The organism is Novosphingobium sp., assembly GCF_041915465.1.
Lineage (GTDB): Bacteria > Pseudomonadota > Alphaproteobacteria > Sphingomonadales > Sphingomonadaceae > Novosphingobium.
Window position 1 is genome coordinate 1 of the sequence record NZ_JAYSBK010000184.1, and the last position, 2,470, is coordinate 2,470.

The 2,470-nt window shown below is 64.7% G+C and carries 3 protein-coding genes; 2 read left to right on the forward strand and 1 reads right to left on the reverse strand.

Annotation, left to right across the window (positions count from 1 at the left end; genetic code table 11):
* Positions 1–332: hypothetical protein (locus ACE3SN_RS16755; RefSeq protein WP_374531962.1), on the reverse strand; the 332-nt coding region annotated here is incomplete at its 3' end.
* Positions 333–476: 144 nt separating this feature from the next.
* Between ACE3SN_RS16755 and ACE3SN_RS16760 the strand changes: the two genes are divergently transcribed.
* Together ACE3SN_RS16760 and ACE3SN_RS16765 are read left to right on the forward strand one after the other, a co-directional pair.
* Positions 477–1,700, forward strand: coding sequence for a toxic anion resistance protein (locus ACE3SN_RS16760; protein WP_374531964.1), 1,224 nt, complete (start codon positions 477–479; stop codon positions 1,698–1,700).
* Position 1,701: 1 nt separating this feature from the next.
* Positions 1,702–2,448: a hypothetical protein gene (locus ACE3SN_RS16765; protein ID WP_374531966.1), complete on the forward strand. Its 747-nt coding sequence runs from the start codon at positions 1,702–1,704 to the stop codon at positions 2,446–2,448.
* Positions 2,449–2,470: the final 22 nt, after the last annotated feature.

A 2,470-nucleotide genomic window follows, 5' to 3' on the forward strand; every position in this document is an offset into this window, starting at 1 on the left:
GCGCTGGCGGTTTCGCAATAGGCATAGACCCGGTGGAGGTAGAGCTGCGCATTGCTCCACTGCGCGCCGCTTACTTCGAGCACCAGCGGATCCTTGCGGCTGGAGCGGAACGTGGCCGTGGGATAGGCCGCCGACAGGCGCTTGATCATGCCCGCGGCAAACACGCCTTGCGGGCCAGCCGGAACCGGCGGCGGCGCGGGATTGGCCCTGCTGGCGGAGGCGGCAATGCCATCGACATCCGGCCCGCCTTGCTCGGCCTGGGCTTGCAGGGGCTGGGAAGCGGCAAACAGCAAGCCGGCGCCGATGATCAGGGTGTGTAACAGGCGGGTCATTTCTGCACACTAGCAACACGGATCGACGAGCGCCAAGGCCAAGACTTGGCCAAATCGTGTCTTATCGCCATAACACAGCTTGCACTCTTATCGCTGCGGCCCCATCTTGGCGGCTGGCAAATGAAAGGCTCGGACGTACCCGCAATGGCTAGCACGCCCAACCCCGGCACCCAGACGGCAACCGCCGCTGCACCGACGATCACGCTGACCCCGCCCGATCCGGTGCCGGTCGTCGCGCCCGAAGCCGCTGTCGGCCTTGTCCCCGTTTCGGACGAGAACCGTTCAAAGCTGGAGGCCAAGGTCGATGCCTTCGTGACCGACCTGATCTCGGCCGATGCCAATTCGCCCGAATTCGGCAAGAAGGTGGATCAGATCACCAATATGGGCCGCAAGGAAATCATGGCCGCGGCGGGCATGTCGAACCGCTTCCTCGACCGCCCGGTGCGCGCGATGGACAAGGACATGGGGGTCGGCGCGAACCTGACCGAGCTGCGCCGCGTGATCGAGGATCTCGATCCGGGCAAGGCCGGCAAGCTTTCGACCGGACGCAAGCTGCTCGGCATCATCCCCTTCGGCAATTCGATGAAGCGCTATTTCAATTCGTACCAGTCGGCGCAGGGGCACATCCAGTCGATCCTCACCCACCTTGCCTCGGGCAAGGACGAACTGCTGATGGACAATGCCGCGATCGACGTCGAGCGCCAGAGACTGTGGGAGGCGATGGGCAATCTTGAGCAGATGATCCACATCTCCAAGTCGCTCGACGCGAGGCTGGAAGACAAGGCCGCCGAACTTGACGCGACCGACCCGGCCAAGGCCAAGGCGGTGCGCGAATCTGCGCTGTTCTATGTCCGCCAGCGCACGCAGGACCTGCTCACGCAAATGGCCGTGACGGTGCAGGGTTACCTTGCGCTCGATCTGGTCAAGAAGAACAACGTCGAACTGGTCAAAGGCGTCGACCGCGCCAGCACCACCACCGTCGGCGCGCTGCGCACCGCGGTGACCGTGGCCCAGGCGATGACGAACCAGCGGCTCGTGCTGCAGCAGATCACCTCGCTCAACGAAACCACCGCGAACCTGATCGATTCGACCAGCACCATGCTGAAGGACCAGACCGCCAAGATCCACGAACAGGCGGCGTCGAGCACGATCCCCATCGAAACGCTGCAGCGCGCCTTCCAGAACATCTATGACACGATGGACAGCATCGACACCTTCAAGGTGAAGGCGCTGGAAAACATGAAGCAGACGGTGACCACGCTGTCGGCCGAGGTCGAAAAGTCCAAGGGCTACATCGCCCGCGCCGAAGGCGCCGCGCAGGCCCAGCTGGCCCACGATGCCCCCAGCATCCTGAGCCTGGAGGGCTGACTTGGCGGACGAGGCCCGCAATTCCGACCTGATCCTGCAGCAGGCGCGCCAGTCGCTCGCCAACCAGCGGGCGGGCGGGCGGCGCAGGCCGCTGCCGCGCGGCGCGGCGCGGATCAAGGCGCGTCACTGGGGCCGCAAGGCGATGAATATCGGCCTGGCCGTGCTCGCGCTGTGGCTGGGCCTGAGCATCGTCGGTTCGATTATCGGCGGCATTGGCTTTACCGGGCTGATGGTGGGCATCGCCGGCACGGTCGGCGCGGTCTGGGCGTTTGGCCGCTATCCGCGCTTCAAGCTGCCCCAGCGCAGCGATCTCGACCCGCAATCGACCGATGCGCGCGCCCTGGTGGGCCGCACCGAACTCTGGCTGGAAAGCCAGCGCCGCGCGCTGCCGCCGCCAGCGGTCAAGCTGGTCGATCACATCGGGCTGCAACTCGATGCGCTGAGCCTCCAGCTGGCCGACGTCGATCCCGCTCACCCGCAGGCCGCCGAAGTGCGCAAACTGGTGGGCGAACACCTGCCCGACATCGTCGAAGGCTATCGCAAGATCCCCGAACATCTGCGCTATGAAGAACGCGCAGGCTCAACCCCGACCAAGCAATTCGTGGATTCGCTCACCACGATCAGTGCGGAAATTGACAGCGTGACCCGCCAGCTGGCATCGGGCGCGATCGACGATCTGGCGATCAAGACCCGCTACCTCGATTACAAATATGGCGATGCCATGGACGCTGCCGAAGGACACCAGTGATGCGCATGACCTTTCCCCACAG

What these genes read in the sequence shown, in the direction of transcription:
- ACE3SN_RS16760 (WP_374531964.1), top strand. Translation starts at nt 477, where the DNA reads ATGGCTAGCACGCCCAACCCCGGCACCCAGACGGCAACCGCCGCTGCA.